Origin of the sequence: Leuconostoc fallax, from assembly GCF_004354645.1 — a bacterium.
Classification (GTDB): Bacteria; Bacillota; Bacilli; order Lactobacillales; family Lactobacillaceae; genus Leuconostoc_B; species Leuconostoc_B fallax.
In genome coordinates this window covers 374,427-394,325 of record NZ_PUFI01000014.1, presented here as the reverse complement: position 1 = coordinate 394,325, position 19,899 = coordinate 374,427, and the positions used below count along the sequence as shown (strand labels likewise).

Annotated in this window: 18 protein-coding genes; 4 read left to right on the top strand and 14 right to left on the bottom strand. The window is 38.6% G+C overall.

All coding sequences use genetic code 11. The annotated features are described in order from the left end of the window. Positions 1–36: 36 nt before the first annotated feature. Positions 37–1,503, bottom strand: a complete 1,467-nt coding sequence (gene thrC, locus C5L23_RS06160) for a threonine synthase (RefSeq protein WP_133264447.1) — start codon at positions 1,501–1,503, stop codon at positions 37–39. 144 nt (positions 1,504–1,647) lie between these two features. On the opposite strand from thrC, the gene C5L23_RS06155 reads away from it, so the two are divergent. Genes C5L23_RS06155 through C5L23_RS06145 form a run of 3 tightly spaced genes read left to right on the top strand, consistent with a single transcriptional unit; the run spans position 1,648 to position 5,167 of the window. After that, positions 1,648–2,928 carry a homoserine dehydrogenase gene (locus tag C5L23_RS06155; RefSeq protein ID WP_010008414.1) on the top strand — a complete coding sequence of 427 codons (1,281 nt, stop codon included), beginning with the start codon at positions 1,648–1,650 and terminating at the stop codon, positions 2,926–2,928. Further along, positions 2,925–3,803 (top strand): homoserine kinase, encoded by an 879-nt coding sequence (gene thrB / locus C5L23_RS06150; protein WP_010008416.1) that lies wholly within the window; start codon positions 2,925–2,927, stop codon positions 3,801–3,803. Before C5L23_RS06155 ends, thrB begins: the two co-directional genes overlap by 4 nt. Before the next feature lie 5 nt (positions 3,804–3,808). Then, on the top strand, positions 3,809–5,167 hold the full coding sequence (locus C5L23_RS06145; protein WP_010008418.1) for an aspartate kinase: 1,359 nt from the start codon (positions 3,809–3,811) through the stop codon (positions 5,165–5,167). A gap of 165 nt (positions 5,168–5,332) precedes the next feature. Here C5L23_RS06145 and aroD read toward each other — a convergent pair whose 3' ends face one another. The 12 genes from aroD to xerC all read right to left on the bottom strand — a co-directional run bounded on the left by aroD (position 5,333) and on the right by xerC (position 17,803). Beyond that, on the bottom strand, positions 5,333–6,037 hold the full coding sequence (aroD, locus tag C5L23_RS06140) for a type I 3-dehydroquinate dehydratase (RefSeq protein ID WP_010008420.1): 705 nt from the start codon (positions 6,035–6,037) through the stop codon (positions 5,333–5,335). Further along, entirely contained in the window at positions 6,030–6,575 is a 546-nt protein-coding gene (locus C5L23_RS06135) for a hypothetical protein (RefSeq protein WP_010008422.1), read from the bottom strand. The genes aroD and C5L23_RS06135 overlap by 8 nt, the downstream gene beginning before the upstream one ends. After that, a complete protein-coding gene (locus C5L23_RS06130; RefSeq protein WP_133264446.1) occupies positions 6,575–7,366 on the bottom strand; it encodes a shikimate kinase in 792 nt (263 codons plus the stop codon). Before C5L23_RS06130 ends, C5L23_RS06135 begins: the two co-directional genes overlap by 1 nt. Further along, positions 7,363–8,220 (bottom strand): prephenate dehydrogenase, encoded by an 858-nt coding sequence (locus C5L23_RS06125; RefSeq protein WP_010008427.1) that lies wholly within the window; start codon positions 8,218–8,220, stop codon positions 7,363–7,365. Before C5L23_RS06125 ends, C5L23_RS06130 begins: the two co-directional genes overlap by 4 nt. Further along, complete coding sequence (gene aroA, locus C5L23_RS06120) at positions 8,217–9,509, bottom strand: 3-phosphoshikimate 1-carboxyvinyltransferase (RefSeq protein ID WP_133264445.1); 1,293 nt, start codon at positions 9,507–9,509, stop codon at positions 8,217–8,219. The genes C5L23_RS06125 and aroA overlap by 4 nt, the downstream gene beginning before the upstream one ends. Before the next feature lie 54 nt (positions 9,510–9,563). After that, positions 9,564–10,739, bottom strand: a complete 1,176-nt coding sequence (aroC, locus tag C5L23_RS06115; protein ID WP_133264444.1) for a chorismate synthase — start codon at positions 10,737–10,739, stop codon at positions 9,564–9,566. Positions 10,740–10,758: 19 nt separating this feature from the next. Then, complete coding sequence (aroB, locus tag C5L23_RS06110) at positions 10,759–11,817, bottom strand: 3-dehydroquinate synthase (protein WP_029508702.1); 1,059 nt, start codon at positions 11,815–11,817, stop codon at positions 10,759–10,761. Positions 11,818–11,869: 52 nt separating this feature from the next. Further along, positions 11,870–12,862, bottom strand: a complete 993-nt coding sequence (aroF, locus tag C5L23_RS06105) for a 3-deoxy-7-phosphoheptulonate synthase (RefSeq protein WP_010008430.1) — start codon at positions 12,860–12,862, stop codon at positions 11,870–11,872. Continuing rightward, on the bottom strand, positions 12,859–13,698 hold the full coding sequence (aroE, locus tag C5L23_RS06100; protein ID WP_010008431.1) for a shikimate dehydrogenase: 840 nt from the start codon (positions 13,696–13,698) through the stop codon (positions 12,859–12,861). Before aroE ends, aroF begins: the two co-directional genes overlap by 4 nt. Next, positions 13,695–15,638, bottom strand: coding sequence for a transketolase (gene tkt, locus C5L23_RS06095; RefSeq protein ID WP_010008433.1), 1,944 nt, complete (start codon positions 15,636–15,638; stop codon positions 13,695–13,697). The genes aroE and tkt overlap by 4 nt, the downstream gene beginning before the upstream one ends. A gap of 337 nt (positions 15,639–15,975) precedes the next feature. Continuing rightward, positions 15,976–16,854 (bottom strand): aldose 1-epimerase family protein, encoded by an 879-nt coding sequence (locus C5L23_RS06090; RefSeq protein WP_133264443.1) that lies wholly within the window; start codon positions 16,852–16,854, stop codon positions 15,976–15,978. 22 nt (positions 16,855–16,876) lie between these two features. After that, positions 16,877–17,803, bottom strand: a complete 927-nt coding sequence (gene xerC, locus C5L23_RS06085) for a tyrosine recombinase XerC (protein ID WP_010008434.1) — start codon at positions 17,801–17,803, stop codon at positions 16,877–16,879. A 137-nt stretch (positions 17,804–17,940) separates the two neighbouring features. Between xerC and C5L23_RS06080 the strand changes: the two genes are divergently transcribed. Continuing rightward, positions 17,941–18,381 carry a hypothetical protein gene (locus C5L23_RS06080; RefSeq protein WP_133264442.1) on the top strand — a complete coding sequence of 147 codons (441 nt, stop codon included), beginning with the start codon at positions 17,941–17,943 and terminating at the stop codon, positions 18,379–18,381. An 18-nt stretch (positions 18,382–18,399) separates the two neighbouring features. On the opposite strand, the gene pyk is transcribed toward C5L23_RS06080, so the two are convergent. Then, the gene (gene pyk / locus C5L23_RS06075; RefSeq protein WP_010008437.1) at positions 18,400–19,821 is read right to left on the bottom strand and encodes a pyruvate kinase; all 1,422 of its coding nucleotides are present in this window, start codon (positions 19,819–19,821) and stop codon (positions 18,400–18,402) included. Positions 19,822–19,899 lie beyond the last annotated feature (78 nt).

The following is a 19,899-nucleotide window of genomic DNA, read 5'->3' as shown; positions in this document are numbered from 1 at the left end:
TTATATTACCAAAATAGGTTATGTTAATATTTTACCCTATTTTAGCTTTAAAGTTACACCTAATGTTTGTAAAATTTCCGAAGAATCAATAATTTTATCGTGTAATATTGGTTTTTTGAATAAATCACGGACTTGGTTCGGTATTTTCGTATGTGTTATCGTGGATAATTGGGTTAATCCTGCCTCTCCTAGAGCCACTTCCTCACCTAATGCCTGCATCACTGTTTGAGGGAACTTATAGGGGCTAGCCGTCGCTGCCAATAAGGTTGGCATTTGACCATCAAGCTGTTCAAATGCATGGTAGCCAACTGCCGTATGTGGGTCTAGCAAATAACGAGATGCCTTGAAAACTTGGCTGATTGTTTTATCAACTTCTGTATCCGTTGCATCATAAGCTAAGAACTGACTAAGCTGTTCACGCGTTGTTGCTGTTAGCTCATAGTAGCCTTTTTGTGTTAGATCACTCATATAATTTTGAATTTCTTGCGCATTACGACCGCTCGCAAAGTATAGCAAACGCTCTAAATTACTTGAAACCAAAATATCCATTGCTGGTGAGTGTGTGACTTTAAATTGGCGATTTTTATTGTAAACACCAGTATTGAAAAAATCAGTCAAAACATTATTCTCATTAGATGCAACGACAAACTGGGCAACTGGTAAACCAATTTGTTGCGCATAAAATGCAGCCAGCACATTACCAAAGTTACCGGTTGGCACAACAATTTTTATCTCATCACCGGCATGAAGTTGTTGTTGTTTAACAAGTTGCGCATAAGCGTAAATATAATAGACAATTTGCGGGATTAATCGACCAATATTGATTGAATTAGCTGAAGAAAACTGCAATTGATTACCTGATAACAGGGTCATTAATTCTTGATTACCCAGTGCGGCCTTTACTGCTTGTTGCGCATCATCGAAGTTACCCGTAATGGCAATAACATGCGCATTTTTTGCCTGTTCACTGACCATTTGTTGCCGCTGTATATCACTAACACCAACCTTTGGATAAAAGACAATGATTTCAGTTTGATCCACATCCCCAAAACCGCTCATTGCTGCTGTACCAGTATCTCCTGATGTAGCTGCCAGAATCACGAGTTTATTTTTTAATTGTTGTTTTTTAGCTGCCATTGTTAATAAATGTGGCAACGCTTGTAAGGCAATATCCTTGAACGCTAATGTTGGCCCATGAAACAATTCTAAATAATGCAAATGCTTTTCGCTATGGATAGGCACAATGTCTTGATTATCCCATTGCTGGCCATAGGCTGCCTGAACGACTTCTTGGATTTCTTGATTCGAAAAATCATCAAAAAAAGCACCAAAAATGCGTGTCGCAATTTGTTGATAGGATTGCTGAGCTAATATCTGCCAATCTAGATCAACATTGGGCCATTTCTCAGGAACATATAATCCGCCATCTGGTGCCATTCCATTGATTATAGCTTGACTGGCACTGACAGATGGACTTTTACCACGTGTCGAAATATAATTCATTATTAGAATTCCTTTTAATTTTATTATAATTTAAGTATACATGATTTCATTTTTTTAGACAAAAATGATAAAATTAATAGATAAATCAAAGTAAGACAAGGAGAGTAGTTGTTCTATATCAATTAGAGCATTACGTAAATATATATGTCAGAAATCGGAATTGGTCTTTTCGGCCTTGGAACTGTAGGCACAGGTGTTGTCAAAATATTGCAAGAAAATGCAGAACAAATTGCTAAACGTACCGGAACGAAAATGGTTGTGAAGCATGCTGTCGTTCATAATGTGAATAAAACAAGATCTGGTATTATCAACACCTTCCCAATTACCGATAATCCAAAAGATATATTAGAAAATGATAGCATCGAAATTGTCGTTGAAGTTATGGGTTCCATAGATGCAGCGCGCGACATTATTAAACGCGCGTTAAATGCTAAAAAACATGTTGTAACGGCTAATAAAGATTTAATTGCCATTCATGGTCAAGAATTAGTCCGTATTGCGCATGATAACGGTGTTGACCTATATTATGAAGCAGCTGTTGCTGGTGGTATTCCTATCTTACGCACGCTAACAAGTAGCTTTACCGCTGACGAAATATCTCGTGTTGCTGGTATTATTAACGGTACAAGTAACTTTATTTTAACGCAAATGGCTGTCAACCACCTTTCATATGCACAAGCATTACAACTTGCCCAAGATAAAGGATTTGCTGAAGCAGATCCAACTAATGATGTTGAGGGCTTTGATGCGGCGTATAAACTGATTATTCTATCTAACTTCGCGTTCGGTGTACAACCCGTTCTAGGAGATGTCAATATCAAAGGTATTAGTGATTTAACGGACACCGATATTCAAGATGCACACCAATTAGGCTTTGCTATTAAATTATTAGGTGTTGCTGAACGCGTTGATAACGCCATCAGCATTGAAGTCGCACCACATTTGGTACCGCTAGATCATCCTTTAGCTACTGTACACAATGAAAATAACGCCGTTTTGGTAAATGGTGAATCTGTTGGTGAAATCATCTTATATGGACCTGGTGCCGGCGAACTACCAACAGCTAATTCCGTTTTGAGTGATTTAACTAACGTCGCAACCGATTTAGCCCTCAATACTTCCGGACGCCCATTTAATTCATTTAATCAAGATTTACCTTTAGCCAAACCATCTCAAAGAAAAGCACGCCGTTTTATTGTCATTGAAGTAAAGGATACACCAGGGGCTATGTACTCAGTGACCGGTATATTTGCCAGTGCACAGATTAGTTTTACAGATTTGAAACAATCCCCAGCTGTGAATGGTATTGCACGTCTTATTGCCATTACCCATCCTGCGAGTGATGCACAACTCAATGTCATCAAAACAACGCTTAAAAATGCTGACGGGATTAATCTGCGTTCGGAGTACAAAATATTCTCATGACTATACGTATTAAAGTTCCAGCAACAACGGCCAATATCGGCCCGGGTTTTGATTCATTAGGTGTCGCTGTTAATCTATATCTCACATTAGATATTATAAAGCCAGCAAATACATGGTACGTTCACCATGATTATGGTGATACTATCCCCCACAATGAGCAAAACTTCATTGTCAAAACTGCGTTAAAAATATGCGCATCACTACCCCCACATGAAATTAAAGTAACCTCTGATATTCCATTGGCTCGTGGTCTTGGTTCTTCTTCATCAGCACTGTTAGCTGGTATTGCTCTAGCCAACGTTTTAGGACAATTAAATCTAACATCCCAGCATATATTAGAAAAAGCAACACAATTAGAGGGTCATCCTGATAATGTTGCCCCTGCTTTATTAGGTGGTGCAGTTGCAGCTTATTATGATAACAGTACCGTGTATCATGCCTCATTTGATATTGATCACAGCTTACGATTCGTTACTTTTATACCACACTATGAAATGTTAACCGAAACAGCTAGAGCCGCTTTACCTGCGTCACTCTCATTTCAAAATAGTGTGCAAGCTAGTGCAATCGCCAACACTTTAGTTGCAGCATTAACTCATCATGATTTAAATACTGCCGGTCGGCTTATGGAGCTAGATCAATTCCATGAAGTATATCGACAGTCCATGGTGCCACATCTTCAGGAAATCCGACAAGTAGCGCACCAATTAGCGATTCATGGTACGTTCTTGTCTGGTGCAGGGCCAACTACTATTACTGTGACCACAGCAGACAAAGTGGCACCCTTAATCCAAGCTATCAATCAATTAAATTTATCAGGTGACATCCACGTCTTACAAATCGATCCGTTAGGATTACAAATTACTGGAGAATAATAAAAATGAAAGTTGTTAAATTTGGCGGTACCTCTCTTGCTGATGGTACCCAATTAAAGCGTGTTTTTGATATTATCAACTCAGATGTTGATCGAAAAGTTGTTGTTGTATCAGCGCCTGGGAAGCGATTTCAAGATGATATTAAAGTCACTGACTTATTATTACAGTATGCGCAAGCCACAATTGATGATACTGATACAAAGGAAATCATTCAAGAAATTAAACAGCGCTATCATGCTATCGCAGATTATTTTCAAATGCCACATGAGCATCTAACCCAAATAGATGCTCAAATTGATCATTTGTCTCAAAAGCACTATCGCTCATTTGATTACCTTAAAGCAGCATTTGCAGCCCACGGTGAATATTTAAACGCTCAATTAATCGCCAAAGTGTTCACACATTTGGGGATGCCGGCTAAATTTATTGATCCTAAGGACGCTGGTTTACTTGTTAATGATCGACCTTTGTCCGCAAGCCTAGAATCAAGCAGTTATCAAAAAATTGCACAATTGGATTTAAGCACTAGTGAACGATTGATTATCCCGGGTTTCTTTGGGTATACTGCTCGTGGCGATATTGCAACATTTTCTCGTGGCGGATCAGATATTACAGGTGCCATTATGGCACGTGGCTTAAATGCAGATTTGTATGAAAACTTCACAGATGTTAGTGCTATTTACGCTGTTAATCCTAACATCATTTCCAATCCTCTACCGATTCATCATATGTCGTATGATGAAATGCGAGAATTATCTTATGCTGGATTTGCAGTATTCCATGACGAAGCTATTATTCCAGCCATTCAGGGTGGAATTCACATCAATATTAAAAATACCAATGCGCCTGACGAACCTGGTACTTTCATCGTGCCACCGACTGAAGTACGTCATACCAAAGCCGTAACCGGGATTGCAAGTTCTAACAGGTTTGCAGCATTATACTTACATCGTTACCTCTTGAACCGAGAAGTCGGCTTCACACTTAAAATATTAGAAATTCTAAAGCGTCATAACGTATCTTATGAACATATGCCATCAGGTATTGATGATTTAACCATTATTTTTGATAAATCGCTATTAGTTCAAGAACAAATTGATGGTATGATTGCTGATATTACTGAAGAAATCAAACCAGATACATTGAAATGGCTGCCCAATTACAGCATCATTATGATTGTTGGCGAAGGTATGCGTAATCGTGTTGGTGCCCTAACTGAAATTGTATCCCCACTAAGTAAACAAGGCATTAGTTTACAGATGGTTAACCAAGGTGCTAGTGAAATTTCAATTATGCTAGGTATTCAACCTGATTTGTCAGATAAAGCTGTTTCGGCAATATATAATCAAGTATTTACTGATTAAACAATTTATCAAAAAAGTACGCACAGTAAGTGGCGTACTTTTTTATTTCTCGATTTTAATGATAAAAAAACGCCACTCTCTAAAGAGTGGCGGGTAGGTAGATAGATACTACCCAGTTGGTCAATAATAGTTTAACATATTATTTTAAAATAAGCTATATCTAAATTACCATTGCGCTAATAAATCAGTAATTATTAGCTGTCCTGGTGCACTCCCTGTCGTCTGAGACGTCGTCGCAAAAGTTAATTCAGAACCGTATTGGTAACCAATAATCCGTGATTTTTTGCCTAAATCACCCATGCTCATGGTAATTAATGGTTGCGTCAGTACTTTATGACATTTCGCAGTCACGTTCAATAACCTTTCGACATCTGCTAATTGCTTAGGCATCATTGCGACTTTGACAACATCGGGATGATAGTCACTCATATTTTTGATTAGAGACACCAATTCGTTTTCATCTGGCGTTTGCGTAAAGTTATGGAGTGATAAAATAGACATCACCCTTCGGTCACGTGCTAACGCTAGCAACTGATGGACAACCTCTGCACCTTGATTAACTTCAATATCAATTAAATCAGGTAAGACGTCACAAGCTAAGATATCATGTACTACTTGCTCATAAATTTGTTGTCCCTCACCACCTTCTTGTTTGGAACGATAAGTTAGCAATACCTTTTTATGTGATTTTAATTGCTTTAACACATCACGATATTGGATTTTATCTGGCAAGGTCATTTCTAAATCCAAACGCCATTCAACAATATCAGCTGCTGAGCTTAAAATTTCTGTCAAAGCCATTTGCGTTGTGAACGGCACCGCAATAAGCGCCGGATGCGTTAAATTTAACTTTAATTGGTCTTTAAGCAACTTGGTACACCACCCATACCATTTTAGGCTGTAATTCTTGTCGGATAACATATTCTGCCTTAGGCAATTGTTCCGGTTTAGATATCAAGGCAAAACGTTCACCATGCTTTTGAAATTCACCATAAACTTTAGGCTTACTAGATGAGAAGGTAATGGAAGGTCCCCAAGCATCATCTAAATGTTCGTCTTGTAAAAATTGCTTAAGCAATCCTTCCGTGGCTGCATGTGTTCGTGCAATATTTAAATTATACTTCGTATTTTCTAAAATAATTAACGGTAGTAATGGCAAATCAAAAACATCAATCATTTGTAATTGCTGCCATTTTAAATAATTAATATCTGCCCAATTTAAGTGATCATATTTTTTACTTTTAAAGGCAACTGGCATTAATATTTGTTCACCAGAATATTCATCCAATTGTAATAAAATTTCTTCAAAACTATCATGCAGAATAATTTCAACATCATGATCATTTTGATAAATTCTTGCAGCACGAGCTGAGTCTGTACTATCAGGTCCGAGTGTATGTAATTTCATTATTCTAATTGCTCTCGCTCTCTTTCAATTGACATTTTTAATAGCAAATTTAAGAGTTCATCAATCATCTGCTCCTCAACATGCGAGTGAGCAGAAAATTCATTTTTCAAAGCCGCGCGCATTTGATTCATTCTATCTTTTTGAACGACTGGCATATGGTAGCTTTTTTTATAATCTGCTACTTCATCAACCAATTGCATTCGTTTAGCGATGAGATTAATCAGTTTACGATCTACCGTATCAATTTGAGATCGCAAATATAGTAAATCCTTTGTTGCAACATCAGCATCAATCGTATTGATAATTTCATTGACGATTGTTGCTGCTGGTTTATCAACAATTTCAACGACATAATCAGCTACTGAACGGTATAGCGGGTCGCGCTTTTGCCATAATTCAAAAAAAGCAAGTGTTGATTTTTGGTTCAAAAGCGGTCGTTGCTTTTCAGGTAGCAAGCGCTTGATTGTATCCTCTAATGGCCCATATAAATAAATAATAGTTGCGCCACTTTGCTTCAAAATGGCAACATTTTCAGGCCGATCAACACTACCGCCTCCTGTTGCAACAATACCCGGAAAACGAACTGCTTGCTGCAATACTTGTGTCTCAATATCGCGGAATGCAGCCTCACCATCTTCTGAAAAAATATTTGGAATAGTCTTATTCGCTGCTTTTTCTATTTCGTGGTCAACATCAAAAAAACCAACGTCACGTTTTTGTGCCAATGTTTGTCCAACTAACGTTTTACCAGCACCCATAAATCCAATTAATATAATTGTTGGTGTCGTCATGCCTTTTCTCCTAAATGTTGTCGCGAATCTTGTGCACGTGATAGCAGTGCTTCTAATTCTAGTCGATTACCGTTTGTTAAAGCAATTTCAATTTCTTTTAAGGCTTCTGTATAAACGTGCAAACTATCAACGATACTATCTTGATTAGATAATAAGATATCGGTCCATACTTTAGCATTACTGCCTGCTATTCGCGTTGTATCTTTAAACCCACCCGCAACATATTGACCAAAGACTTGCGCATCGCCAAGTTGTTTTACCGCTGCGTTAACTAACGCAAAAGCTGCGATATGTGGGACATCGCTAATCATTGCCATCAAATCATCATGTTGCTGTGTATCTATTTCAGTGAAATTAGCCCCAATTGATTGTAAAATTTGCTTTAATTCTGGAACGTTTTGTTTAGATTGTTTATCAATAGGTATCAAAAAATAGGGCACCCCTTGATATAAAGTTGGATTCACAGCATCAAGGCCACTATTTTGCGTTCCAGCCATTGCGTGGCCACCAATAAATGTAATATACTGTTGATCAAAAGTAATCTTAGCTTGTTCAAAAATTGATTGTTTAGTAGAACCAGCATCAGTAATGATGACATCATCCTTTAACACCAGTTGACCTAATGTTTTAATGGTACTAAGAATAACAGAAACTGGCGTTGCTAAAATAATAACATCAGCCTTTCCAGCGACTGCACTCAAATTCGTCGTGCCCTCATGAATGATTTGCTTTGCGCACGCTTCATTAATAATATCTGTATTTTGATCAACGCCAATAATATGATGCTGATGATATAAAGCCGCAGCTAATGAACCACCCATCTCACCTAATCCTTGGATTACTATTGTCTTCATGAGATTACCTGCTTAAGATCCGATAGAAATTCAGGATACGATACTGCCATTGCTAGTTCATCTTGCAATGTAACATCTCCAGCTGTAATTAATCCTGCTACTGCTAACATCATCCCAATACGATGATCACCATGACTATTAACCGTTGCTGATACTTTCGTTTGCAATGGTGTGCCACCATGAATAATCATGCCATCAGATGTTTCTTCGATATTGGCACCTAATTTTTTTAGTTCCGTAACAACTGTTGCAATACGATCTGTTTCTTTTACACGTAGCTCTTCGGCTCCGCTAATCACGGTATCCCCTGATGCTTGAGTCGCGGCTAATGCCAAAATGGGCAACTCATCAACTGCACTTGGAATATCAGCAGCAGTAATATTAATACCCTGCAAGTCTTGTGATCGAACAGTTATGTCAGCAATTGGTTCACCTATCGTATCATGCTGATGTATCTCAATTATTGCACCCATACGTTCCAGCAATGTTAACACGCCAATTCTAGTTGGATTAACACCAACATTTTTTAAAGTAATTTCTGAATGTGGTGTGATAAGCGCAGCAACAATAAAAAATGCAGCACTAGAAATATCACTTGGCACCAAAACTTGCTGTCCTAACAACCGTTCTTGCTGAGTCACCGTAATCTGATTGCCATCAATTTGAATATGTCCACCAAATTGTTGCAACATCCGCTCAGTATGATCGCGGCTCTTAATTGTTTCAATAACTGTGGTTTCACCTTCGGCTTGCATACCAGCTAATAATATCGCACTTTTAACTTGAGCAGAGGCCACTGGCATTTGATATGTGATGCCATGCAACGTGTTATTCGCTTGAATAACACCCGGTAAATAGTTGTCTTGCGACAATTCAAATTTAGCGCCCATTTGTTTTAATGGTTCACTTACACGATTTAATGGTCGCTTTGATAACGATGCATCTCCAAATATAGCTAAATCAAATGGCTGACGACTTAGCAAGCCCATTAATAGTCGTGTAGAAGTGCCTGAGTTCCCCATATCAAGTGCCTGATTGGGTTGATTAAAATGACCTAAGCCCCGCCCATTAACCAAGACACGTTCATCATTATAATCAATATCGACACCCAAACTTTTAAACACACCCATTGTATGTAATACATCTGCAGAGGTGAGAAAGTTCTTAATTTCTGTTTTGCCCTCAGCAATAGCGCCAAACATCAGTGCTCTGTGAGAAATACTTTTATCACCAGGTACGAGTAGTTCGCCGTGTAACCCTTTTTGTGTTGCTTTTTGTAATTTAATCATAGTTGTTAATCCTTATGTACGAGGTAAATCCTTACCCCACCTTTACGTCGCATTTTAAAATTGTTGTGTCTCTTGACGATACACTGCGACTTGTTCTTTCATACGCTCGATATTGTCAGCGTCAAACTTATCAAGTACTGCTTTAGCAAGTTCAATCGCTACCATTGCTTCAGCAATCACAGCTGCTGCTGTAACAGCAGTCGTATCAGAACGTTCAATACTTGCCTTGTGATCTTGATGTGTATCAATATCAACACTTTGCATTGGTCGATACAAAGTTGGAATTGGCTTAACAACACCACGTACAATGATGGCACCACCAGTGGTCATACCACCTTCAAAACCACCTAAATTATCGCTACCACGGTAGAATCCTTTTTCTTCCGACCAGAAAATTTCATCCATGACTTGATCACCGTATTTTTCAGCATTACCAAATCCGCCACCAAATTCAACACCTTTAAAGGCATTAATACCCACAATGGCGCTGGCTATTTTCGCATCTAATTTTGTATCAGCTGAAACATAAGAACCAAGGCCAACTGGCATTCCCGTAGCCATTACTTGAACAGTACCACCAACGGTGTTGGCATTTTTTTTAGTTTGGTCAATAACGGTCTTAATTTCATCATCCGTTGCTTGGTCTAAAGTGCGCGTATCAAAACTTTCTGTTACCTCACGTAATTTCGCTAAAGTTTTATACTGTTCCAATTGCGCTAAGTCGGTCTTGGCTGGGCCAACATTAACCACAAATCCATGCACATCAACACCAATTTCACTCAGTAATTTTTTAGCAACAGCACCCACAGCAACCCGCATTGTCGTTTCACGTGCTGAAGAACGCTCCAACACATTACGCAAATCATGGTGTCGATACTTAATACCACCAACTAAATCCGCATGCCCCGGGCGTGGCCGTAATACTTTACGCAATGTATTTTCATCATTAGCAGGCGTATTCGGTGCCATAATTTTTGACCAATTATTGTGATCATCGTTGTGTACATTAAGCGTGATGGGTGATCCCAAAGTGACTTGATGACGCACACCAGTTAAGAATGTCACCTGATCTGTTTCAATTTTTTGACGATCTCCACGACCATACCCTTTTTGACGACGGGCTAACTGTTGATTAACATCTTCTTGTGTTATATGTAATCCCGCTGGGATACCTTCAATAACAGCAATCTCTTCAGGACCGTGACTTTCACCTGCAGTAACGTAACGCATAAATAATCCTCTTTTCAATTTAGATAAAATCCGGCATTTCGGATAATGATTTTTTAATAATTTTAGGTTGACCGATGCTTGTCAAACCAACCAAATTGAGCATACCATTGTGATTCTTTTTATCGTGTTTCAGTTGATCAAAAAATGCTGATGTTCCAATAATTTCAGACGAGGTTGGCAAGCCAACGGCATCTAGTCGTTGCTTTATTTGATCTGTCATCCCCTTTGGAGAAACACCATCTCTTTCAAAGCGTGATGTGATAGCAATCATGCCAATCGCAACAGCTTCTCCATGACGTAATTGACCGTGAGCTAATAGTTCAATCGCATGGCCTAATGTATGACCAAAGTTCAAAAATTGACGTTGCCCACTCTCTTTTTCGTCAGCCATCACCACTTTAGCTTTATAAGCGATGGCTTTTTCAGATAATTCCGGAGCATGTTGGCGTAAATCTTCAATTGATGTAATACTGCCAGTTAATTGGAAGAATGCTTCAGAATCAAGGGCTGATGTTTTCACAACTTCGCCATAACCTTCCACAAGATCACGATCAGTTAATGTCTTTAAATAGGTACTATCTACTAACACCAAGTCAGGTTGGTAGAAAGTGCCAATGATGTTTTTAGTCATTTCTAGATTAACCGCTGTTTTACCACCAACTGAAGAATCGACTTGTGCTGTTAAAGATGTAGCAATTTGAATAAATGCAATGCCTCGCATATAGGTGGAGGCAATAAATCCACCCAAATCACCAATGACACCACCACCTAGTGCAACTAACCCATCTCCTCGTGTAAACCCATACATCGCTAACTGTGATACAACATCACCAACTGTTGCTAAAGATTTTGACCCTTCGCCTGCGGGAACTTGTACAGGTAGCACATCAAATCCAGCAGCAGATAATTGTTTGACGACATCTGCAAGATATAGTGGTCCAACATTTTCATCTGTCAGAACTGCCACTTTTCTGGATGTCCATACTTCTTGAATCATCTCACCAATCTTAAGATGTAATGTATTATCTATTTTTACGTCATACTGCTTTGTCGCTAAATCAACATGTACTACTGTCATCATTAATCCCTTTCCATCCGTCAAAATCCATACGATAATATTTCAGTTCAAATTATTGAATTGCCGTTCTTACACGACGGACTTTATCTGCTAATTGCTTGAATTGCTCAGGTGTCAAAGCTTGAGCACCATCAACAAATGCTTCCTTAGGATGATCATGAATTTCGGTCATCAAACCTTGGGCGCCAGCAGCAACAGCAGCTAGTCCAATTGGCTCAACAAACTTAGAAACACCAGCAGCATGTGATGAATCAGCAATAACTGGGTAATGTGTTAAGCTCTTCAACACTGGTATTGCACTAACATCCATTGTATTACGCGTGTACTTGTTATCAAAAGTACGAATACCACGTTCCATTAAAATGATTTGATCATTACCACCAGCAGCGATATATTCAGCAGCATTCAATAAATCATCAATTGTGGCTGACATACCACGTTTCAAAACAACTGGCTTATTTTTCTGACCCAATGCTTTCAATAAAGCAAAGTTTTGCATGTTTCGTGTACCCACTTGGAAAATATCTGTGTACTGATCAACTAAATCAACATCGCGTGTATCCAAGATTTCAGTGACCATATCCATTTGCAATGTATCAGCTGCTTGACGATGGGCTTTCAAACCATCTTCACCATTACCTTGGAACGAATATGGCGATGTTCTGGGTTTAAAGGCACCGCCACGTAGAATTGTTGCACCAGCGAGTTGAACATCTTTTCCCATTTCCAACACATGTTCAGCACTTTCAATAGAATCCGGACCTGCCATAAAGACAAAATGATCACCGCCGATTATTGAATGCTTAGTCTTAATAATCGTGTCTTCAGGGTGGAAATCACGTGATGACTTAATCGCACCATGATGATTTGTGATAACTTCTACAACATCATCTTTAAAATCTGCTAATTGGGCATCATCAATTTGCTTGACACCAGCCAAGCCAATACGATTTTGATGGACAAACACCGGCTTAATCGGATTATGTGTATCCAAAGCCTTAGCCAAATTCTGCGCTGCATTCTCATTTTTCATTACAATAATCATTTTTTATTCTCCTCTATAACTGCTGTCATCATATCAATATTAGCTTGTTTGTCAAACCAATATTCAAAGCTTAGGGCACCCTGTTGCACTAACATGGGCAAGCCATTTTGGATATTCAACCCACGCTGATTGGCATCCTTCAATAATGTTGTGTAGTGATTACGATAAATCATATCAATCACCATACAATGTTGTGGTAATTGTTGAACTTGCTGTTTACTGAGCAAGGATTGATCATCATCCATTCCTACTGTTGTCGCATTAATTAAAATATCTGCTTGCTTAAGCTTCTGGTTCAATTGTTCAATATTGTCCAGATTTTCTAATGAAGCAATACCATCACTCAATGTTTCAATGGCATCTTGACGTTTCACCCAATCATTGTGATAACGATTAAAAACCATCAAATGTTGAACACCATAAGTTTTAGCCTGTGCGATCACTGCTCGCGCAGCGCCACCTGTCCCTAATATTATCACATTCTGTTTACGTTGATGCTCCGAAATACTCTTCCAAAAGCCATCACCATCTGTATTAATACCAATCCAACGATTGCCAACTTGTTTCACAGTATTCACTGCCTGCAACCGTTGTGCTAAAGGTGAAATTTCATCTAATTGTGTGATAATTTTTTGCTTATAGGGTGTTGAAACATTAAAACCACCAACATTCAGTACTCGTAAACCAGCGATGGCTGTTTCAAAATCTGATTCTGCGATATCAAACGCGTGATAATGCGCATCTATCTGATATTGTTTCATCATCGCGTTTTGCATTTTTGGTGACAGTGAGTGCCCCGCTGGGTGGGCAATCAAGCCATAAACTGTTGGTGTCATTGTAACGACTCCATAATTCTTTGTGAAATATGTGTTGCGGTCAGTCCAAAGTCGACCATCATCGCATTCGGCTGTGCGCTAGCACCGAATTGATCAATACCAAATATCAAGCCATCTTTTCCTACAACTGATTGCCATCCCAATGTATTACCTGCCTCGATGACTACATCTTTTTTCGCTTGTTCATCAATGATCGCAGCTTGATCTTTTTCATCGAGTTCCAGATAACGATTCAAATTGGGCATTGAAACCACTCGACTTGCAATATGATGATCAGCTAATTGTTGTTTAACCTGCATCGCCAGCTGAACTTCCGTTCCGGTTGCAATCAAGTTAACAACGGGCTGATCATCAGTTTCAACAATACCTGCACCATGCTGTATAATATTTTCCGCTTGTTCTGCAGTCGTCTCATTGCCAATTGTGCCACGGCTCAATATTAAAATCGTTGGTCGCTGTGTTGAGCGGAGGGCTTGACGCCAAGCCGCCGCAATCTCTTGTGCACTACCTGGCCGTAAGACATCAACACCAGGTATCATTCTTAGTCCCATTAATTGTTCAATTGGCTGATGAGTAGGACCATCTTCGCCAACGGTAATACTATCATGTGTAAAGATATAAATAACAGGTTGCTTTTGTAGTGCACTTAAACGAATACCAGCTTTCATATAATCTGAGAAAGCCAAGAATGTTGCACCAAATACTTTAGTTCCACCATGCAATGCAATACCATTCATAACAGTAGACATCGCAAATTCTCTCACACCAAACGCAATATTACGCCCAGCTAAATCATCTGAAGAAAAGACACCACTTTCTTCAATATTTGCGTTAGTCGATGCTATCAAGTCAGCCGAGCCGCCCCAAATATTTGGCACAGCTTGACTCATCTTTTGCAAAACAGCGTGTCCAATTTTACGCCCAGCTTGTAATGTCTGTAGCGCATCTAGATGAACATCCGAAATATCATGATGCTGTACAAATGCTTGGTAAGCCAATTTTTCGTCTTTAGTTGGCTGCTTTTGTAACGCTAAGCGTTGTGCAATTCGTTCTTGAATATTTTGCCGTAAATCTGTATCAATCTCAAACCCTGATAATGTTACATCAAGATTATCTGCTAATGTGTTAAGTTGCTTTTCCGTTAACGGCGTGCCATGCGCTTTACTTGTTCCAGCAAAAGGACCAGATTCACCAATAATCGTTTTAATTGAAATGAATGATGGTTCGGGTGACAATTTAGCATTTTCAATCGCATCATGAATGGCAATCAAATCATTACCATCTGCTACTTTTCTAACGTCCCAGCCATAGCTTTCAAATCTCTTCGGCATATCCGTAATATCACTGCGCGATTTCTCACCATCTAAAGTAATATCATTATCATCATGCAGCACAATTAATTTTTTGAGTTGCTGTTGACCAGCTAAGCTAGCTACTTCATGACTAATGCCTTCCATGAGGTCACCATCACCAACCAAAACATATGTGTAATGATCAATCACATTAGGAAATTGATGATGTAACTTTGCTTCAGCCATTGCCATACCAACGGCCATACCCAATCCCTGTCCTAAAGGACCTGTTGTCGCTTCAATGCCAGGTGTAACGTTAACTTCAGGGTGACCCGGTGTTATGCTACCGAACTGTCTAAAAGCAGCCAGATCCTCTCCAGTAATCGCAAACCCTGCCGTATGTAACATACTGTACAGTAAGGCAGAGCCATGACCAGCAGATAATACAAACCGATCACGATTTTCAAAATTAGGATTCTTGGGGTCGAGCATCATCTGATTCGCATATAACTCAAACAATGCAGGTGCAGCGCCGAGCGCGATACCAGGATGTCCAGAACCTGCCTTGGTAATCATCTTATTGGCAAGCAGCCGAACACTATTAATGATTTTTTCATCCAATTTTGTTACATTAATCTTATTTTCCATATTAATCCTCTCATTTTAAATTAAGAATATAAAAACCACATACAGTGTTAGCACAACACTATATGTGGTCTTATAGAAAGGATCCTCTTTCAATAAAAAACACTAAGTGTTGTTACACTTAGTGCTTGAAATCTTGAAAAAACTTCAGGTCACCAAGTGCGTCGGTAGCCGACGCACTTGATGCGACGGCCTAGGTAAACCAGAAGTAATAATAGCTATTTAATTTCAAGGATTTCTTATTCATGTCGTTCTCACTTTTAATTTATACTATAATCCTAACAGAACAAATTATTTTGTCAACTAAATTATTAAATATTTTTAAGAATGTGTTATAAAATTAGAAAAATGACAGACTATACGTGCCATTAAAAGTATCGCCTGCTGCAAGTACATTAATACCATACTTTTCTTTGAAGTTACCGGTAGCATCAACTGTATCTGCTAAGCCCCACCATGGCTCAATCGCAATAAATGGCGCTTCTTTACCTGCTGGTGTCCATATACCGACATACTGCGCATTGTCTAATGTCATACGCATACCGTGCTGATTGGCCAAGCGTGCCAATAATAACGATGTTTTTTGACGTTCTAATCGCAAAATAATCGCATCATCATGATAGTCTTCTTGTCGTAATCGTAATGGAATCTTGGCATCAAATGGTGTTGGCTGTGATGGATTAGAATAAGGACCAACTAAGCGAATGCGATCGTAAATTTTTTCCGGTTCAACAGAAACATAGTAGTCTGAGAACTTACCGCCATCTAATGGTAAGTTAAAGGCAGGATGTCCGCCAACACTAAAGAACAAAGATTCTGCCGTATCCGTATTATGCACAATATACGCAATATGCAAAACATTGTCATCAGTGAGCTCATAACTAATATCAAATTGAAATTTAAAAGGATAGACACGATGTGTTTCTGGTGTATCTCCTAAACGAAAGATAACCTTGGTCGCACTACTTTCCACCACCGTAAACGTAGAATTACGGGCAAAACCATGCTGGTTCATGTAATAAGTTTCACCAGCAACTTGGAATTGATCGCCACGTAATCGTCCAACAATTGGAAATAGATTTGAGGCATGTCTTCCCCAATATTTTGGATCAGCAGTCCATATGTACTCTAATTTTGCTTGCTTATGCCATACACTAGATAGCTCAGCACCTAACTCATTAATCTCTACTTTAATCTCTTCATTTTCAAGTTTTATCATAATATTTATATTCTACCAATTTTTAGGATGATTGTGTATCGTTTAACTTAGCTCTTGGAAAGAAATTTTGATAATTTTTCTGCAGGCTCTCACGTGTAACATGCGTATAAACTTGCGTCGTGGATAAATTAACATGCCCTAACAATTCTTGAACAGTTCTCATATCAGCGCCATGATTTAACAAGTGTGTAGCAAACGTATGACGCAACATATGCGGATGTATTTTACCATTTAATGAGGACTGTTTCATTAATTGTGACAAAATATACGACACGCCTGCAGTCGTTAATGGTGCACCACGATTATTAACAAAAACGAAATCATGATCTTGCTGATACTGTGTTAGTAATTCTTGTCTCAACTCCTGCGTGTAACGTTGTAGTATATGATCTGCAAACTTACCAAATGGAACATACCGTTCTTTATCACCTTTTCCGCGAAGTAAAACTAACTTCTTTGAAAAATCAAGTTGTGGTAATCGTAAATTAACAATTTCAGCGACTCTTGCTCCTGTTGCGTACAATAATTCCAATAACGCGGCATTTCTCTGCCACAATTTTGTATGTTGATTATAGGCAGTATCAAAAAGTACCTTCATTTCTTCTTCATAAAAAAATTCTGGTAAATGATTTTGATGTTTACGTAGCGCAACATTTTCGAAAGGATTATCTTCTAGAACGTGGTTTGCCACTAAAAACTGATAAAACATACGTAGGCTACTAATTTTTCTAGCGATTGTTGTTCTAGCTAATGAGCGCTCATACAAATCATTAAGATACACACGAATATCCAATGTTTGCACTTTCGCATAAGATGTAAAACCACCATTTTGCTTCAAAAAATCTACAAATTCATGAATGTCAATCATATAAGCCTTAATTGTTTGCGCAGAATATAGCCGTTCAAATTCAAGATAATCTCGATATAATTGTAATTCACTTTTGTCCATGATTTCATTATAAAACAATCACAACAACAAAAGATTAAGAAGCGCTAAATTTGTTTATAAAATAATTGCAATCCTTAAATACCATATAAAAAAAGATTTAAATTTCTTATAATTAAGAGAGTTACGGAGGAAATTATATGAAAATACCAATATCAACATCTTATAGGCAATTAAAAAGTATAACCGCATCCTTATCAAGTCGATTATTAATTGCTATTGATGGTTTTCGTTCTAACATTCTCAACAATCGCGATGCCCATAAGGTTCATCAACCGACTATTCGTTCCATTACAGTTGTTCCCTACGAATCATCAGCTAAAGCCGTGGATACTGATAGTTTTGCCTACGCAGCTAATGCTTCCATTGTTGAAGGTAAATTCGATCCTGATGAACATCATCACCACACCTCAAATTCAAATAAAATCAAACATTTTATCTTTCATCCCTTGCGTGCCTTCATACTTACTGTGATTCTAGTATTAGTCATCTATGTTGTTATTACTGCAGCACAAGCATTTGCTGATAATAAAACCCCTATCACAAATCAAAATACGCAAACAAAAAAAGCGGTTAAATAACCGCTTTTTTATTTGTCATTAAACTGTTTGTACTGAAAGCATGTTAGTTGTACCAGATTGTGACATTGGTACACCAGCAGCGATAACAATTGTATCACCATCAGTAGCAAGTCCTTGTTCCTTGACTGCCTTCTTAGCCAATTCAACCATTTCATCAACAGTTTGTGGGGCTTCATATACAACAGGAGCAACACCGTAGTTCAATGTCAAACCACGTTGTACACGTTCTGAATATGTGATAGCTAAGATATCAACATCTGGGCGATGCTTTGAAATCATGCGGGCTGTGTAGCCTGAGTTTGTTGACACAACAACTGCCTTAGCATTAATGTTGCGTGCAATTTCAGCTACTGAGTTAGCAACTGCTTCAGTTGTATCTGTTTCATCAAAGAAAGTTGTTTCATGGCGACCGTATTGCTTCAATACAGTTTCAGCCTTTTCATTGATAGCTGCCATTGTTGCAACTGCTTCGACTGGATATTCACCGTTAGCTGATTCTCCAGAAAGCATTGTTGCATCTGTACCATCGAATACAGCATTGGCAACGTCAGAAGCTTCGGCACGTGTTGGACGTGGGTTTTCTTCCATTGAATCCAACATTTGAGTAGCCGTGATAACTGGCAAACCTGACTTGTTCATCTTACGAATCATTTCCTTTTGAACCAAAGGAACGTTTTCGGCTGGAATTTCAACACCCATGTCACCACGTGGTACCATCAAAGCGTCTGAAACTTCCAAGATAGCATCAAGGTTATCAATACCTTCTTGAGATTCAATCTTAGGAATGATTTGAACATGTTCCATGTTCTTTTCTTTCAATAATGAACGAATTTCAAGAACGTCTTCTGGCTTACGAACGAATGATGCAGCGATGTAGTTGATTTCGTGATCCAATCCGAAGCGAATATCATCAGCATCTTTCTCAGTAATACCTGGTAAGTTAATTGAAACACCAGGCGCATTAACACCCTTACGTGAACCCAAGATACCATCGTTCTCAACACGAACAACTAATTCACGATTAGCGCTGTCCTTTTCAATAACAGTTGTACCTAACAAACCATCATCAAACAATACTTGTCCGCCTTCTTTGACATCGTCAAACAAGCCAGCATAAGTTACGGCAATCTTTTCCTTAGTTCCTTCAAGATTCTCGTCCATAGCAATACGAACAACATCACCAGTATGGAACTCAATCTTACCGTCAGCTTGCTTTGTTGTACGGATTTCAGCACCCTTTGTATCCAACAAGATACCAACAATCTTACCAGTTATCTTTTCAGCTTCATGAACGGCACTCATACGCGCCAAATGCTCTTCATGGTCTCCGTGTGAAAAGTTAAAGCGGAATACGTTTGCACCAGCTTCAATTAACTTTACGATAGTTTCGACATCTGATGACGCCGGTCCAAGTGTTGAGACAATTTTCGTCTTCTTCATGGTTAGATAAACTCCTTATAATCTTTATAGTTGCTTGTGCAACATTAACCAAAGTCTATTTTATACATTGTTTCGTAA

Coding starts and splice junctions, on each gene's coding strand:
- thrC (WP_133264447.1), bottom strand. CDS start 1,503: ATGAATTATATTTCGACACGTGGTAAAAGTCCATCTGTCAGTGCCAGT.
- C5L23_RS06155 (WP_010008414.1), top strand. CDS start 1,648: ATGTCAGAAATCGGAATTGGTCTTTTCGGCCTTGGAACTGTAGGCACA.
- thrB (WP_010008416.1), top strand. CDS start 2,925: ATGACTATACGTATTAAAGTTCCAGCAACAACGGCCAATATCGGCCCG.
- C5L23_RS06145 (WP_010008418.1), top strand. CDS start 3,809: ATGAAAGTTGTTAAATTTGGCGGTACCTCTCTTGCTGATGGTACCCAA.
- C5L23_RS06135 (WP_010008422.1), bottom strand. CDS start 6,575: ATGAAATTACATACACTCGGACCTGATAGTACAGACTCAGCTCGTGCT.
- C5L23_RS06130 (WP_133264446.1), bottom strand. CDS start 7,366: ATGACGACACCAACAATTATATTAATTGGATTTATGGGTGCTGGTAAA.
- C5L23_RS06125 (WP_010008427.1), bottom strand. CDS start 8,220: ATGAAGACAATAGTAATCCAAGGATTAGGTGAGATGGGTGGTTCATTA.
- aroA (WP_133264445.1), bottom strand. CDS start 9,509: ATGATTAAATTACAAAAAGCAACACAAAAAGGGTTACACGGCGAACTA.
- aroC (WP_133264444.1), bottom strand. CDS start 10,739: ATGCGTTACGTTACTGCAGGTGAAAGTCACGGTCCTGAAGAGATTGCT.
- aroB (WP_029508702.1), bottom strand. CDS start 11,817: ATGACAGTAGTACATGTTGATTTAGCGACAAAGCAGTATGACGTAAAA.
- aroF (WP_010008430.1), bottom strand. CDS start 12,862: ATGATTATTGTAATGAAAAATGAGAATGCAGCGCAGAATTTGGCTAAG.
- aroE (WP_010008431.1), bottom strand. CDS start 13,698: ATGACACCAACAGTTTATGGCTTGATTGCCCACCCAGCGGGGCACTCA.
- tkt (WP_010008433.1), bottom strand. CDS start 15,638: ATGGAAAATAAGATTAATGTAACAAAATTGGATGAAAAAATCATTAAT.
- C5L23_RS06090 (WP_133264443.1), bottom strand. CDS start 16,854: ATGATAAAACTTGAAAATGAAGAGATTAAAGTAGAGATTAATGAGTTA.
- xerC (WP_010008434.1), bottom strand. CDS start 17,803: ATGGACAAAAGTGAATTACAATTATATCGAGATTATCTTGAATTTGAA.
- C5L23_RS06080 (WP_133264442.1), top strand. CDS start 17,941: ATGAAAATACCAATATCAACATCTTATAGGCAATTAAAAAGTATAACC.
- pyk (WP_010008437.1), bottom strand. CDS start 19,821: ATGAAGAAGACGAAAATTGTCTCAACACTTGGACCGGCGTCATCAGAT.